The following is a 1,941-nucleotide window of genomic DNA, read 5'->3' as shown; positions in this document are numbered from 1 at the left end:
TGTTAGCGACAGTGTAAAACTGACCCACCTCGACAACCGAAAACTGACCCACCTGGGGTAACGTGGCGGCTTTGCGCCGCCGTTATGTTGACCCAGGAGCACGTAGTGGAAATCAAGGTTTTGATCCGCCAGGGTAAGAGCATTCGGGAGATTGCCCGTTTGCTCGGCGTATCGCGCAACACCGTCAGGCGCCATCTGCGGGTGGAGAATAGTCACCAGTACAAGGTGCGGCCACCACGCGATAGCAAGCTCGATCCGTTCAAGCCCTATCTGCAAGAGCGCATTCAGCAGGCTCGTCCGTTATGGCTTCCCGCAACGGTCTTATTGCGAGAAATCCAGGCGCAGGGCTATGAAGGCGGTCTGACGTTGCTCAAACAGTTCTACTCGCCATTGCGACCGCAGTGTCCTCAAGAGGACGGCCCGGCCGTTCGTTTCGAAACCGAGCCTGGGCGGCAGATGCAGGCGGATTTCGTGGTGTTTCGTCGCGGACGGTCGCCGCTATCGGCCTTCGTGGCCACGCTGGGTTATAGCCGCATGTCGTTCGTGCGCTTTGTCTCCAGCGAGGGCTTTGAGTCGGTACGTGCCGGCTTGCAGGCCGCGTGCGATTACTTCCACGGGGTGCCGCAGGAGGTGCTGTTCGACAACATGAAGACGGTCGTGCTGGAGCGGGACGCCTATGGCGCAGGACAGCATCGCTACCATGCCGGCCTGTTGGCCTTGGCGGATGAATTGGGTTTCGTGCCCAGGCTGTGCCGCCCCTACCGAGCAAAAACCAAGGGCAAGGTCGAACGCTTCAATCGCTATTTGCGCGAGAGCTTCTATAACCCGCTGGCCAGTTGCCTGAAGGGCGCGGGTTTGCCGGTGGACGCCGACACCGCCAACCGAGAAGTGCAGCGCTGGTTAGCCGAGGTGGCTAATGTCCGGCAGCACGCCACTTTGGCGGAGCGGCCGATTGATCGTTGGCAGCGTGAACGCCCCATGTTGCAAGCCTTGCCCTATGCCGTCAGCCCCCAAGTGCCAGCGATGCGTGCAGTACCGTTCGAGTCGGTCCAGCACCCGCTGTCGGTCTACGCTGAGTTGTTGGAGGTGGCGGCATGAATCTGCAACAGGAACGGATCGAGCATCTTTGCCGATTACTGAAACTGGAATCGGTGGCCAGCCAGTACCCGGCGTTGGCGCAAGAGGCAGTGCGGGAAGAACTGCCCTATAGCGACTTCCTGGAGCGTCTGTTGGATCGCGAGACAAGGCTGCGTCAGGAAAGAACGCGTGAGGTGTTGTTGCGCATGGCGGGATTCCCGGCGATCAAGACATTGGAGGAATACGACTTTGGTTTCGCCAGTGGCGTGCCGAAATCGCAGATCCAGGAACTGGCCAGCCTGACATTTATAGAACGCGCCGAGAACATCGTGTTGATCGGCCCCAGCGGCATCGGCAAAACACACCTGGCTACCGCCATCGGCATCAGAACGACCCAAGCCGGCCTGAAGGTGAAGTTCATCACGGCGGCTGACCTGATGCTGCAATTGGGCACGGCGCAACGGCAGGGGCGGCTGAAAGACTACTTCAACCGTTCGGTCATGGGACCAAGCCTGTTGATTGTGGATGAAATCGGCTACCTGCCATTTGGCCGAGATGAAGCCAACCTGTTCTTCCAGGTGGTGGCCAAGCGCTATGAGAAAGGCTCGATGATCCTGTCGTCGAACCTGCCGTTCAGCCAATGGGCCAACACCTTTGCCGACGATGCCACGCTGACGGCCGCCATGCTCGACCGGCTGCTGCACCACGCACACATCGTGAGCATGACCGGCGAAAGCTATCGACTGAAGGACAAGAGAAAAGCGGGAGCAGTGCGGAAACAGGCTGCTCAATGAGCCCCGGGTGGGTCAGATTTGAACTGTCGATTTACCGGTAAAGTGGGTCAGATTTCGACTGTCGTTGACA

At 59.1% G+C, this 1,941-nt stretch carries 2 protein-coding genes; both read left to right on the top strand.

Features of this window, described 5'->3' with window-relative positions; genetic code table 11:
- The first annotated feature begins 84 nt into the window (after positions 1 to 84).
- On the top strand, positions 85 to 1,098 hold the full coding sequence (gene istA, locus DFP86_RS19155; RefSeq protein ID WP_133684318.1) for an IS21 family transposase: 1,014 nt from the start codon (positions 85 to 87) through the stop codon (positions 1,096 to 1,098).
- Positions 1,095 to 1,871, top strand: coding sequence for an IS21-like element helper ATPase IstB (gene istB / locus DFP86_RS19150; RefSeq protein WP_133684316.1), 777 nt, complete (start codon positions 1,095 to 1,097; stop codon positions 1,869 to 1,871). Before istA ends, istB begins: the two co-directional genes overlap by 4 nt.
- The last annotated feature ends 70 nt before the right edge of the window (positions 1,872 to 1,941 follow it).

Origin of the sequence: Paludibacterium purpuratum (assembly GCF_004363805.1) — a bacterium.
Classification (GTDB): domain Bacteria; phylum Pseudomonadota; class Gammaproteobacteria; order Burkholderiales; family Chromobacteriaceae; genus Paludibacterium; species Paludibacterium purpuratum.
The sequence above is the reverse complement of the archived record's forward strand: the minus strand, read 5'-3'. Positions and strand labels throughout refer to the sequence as shown.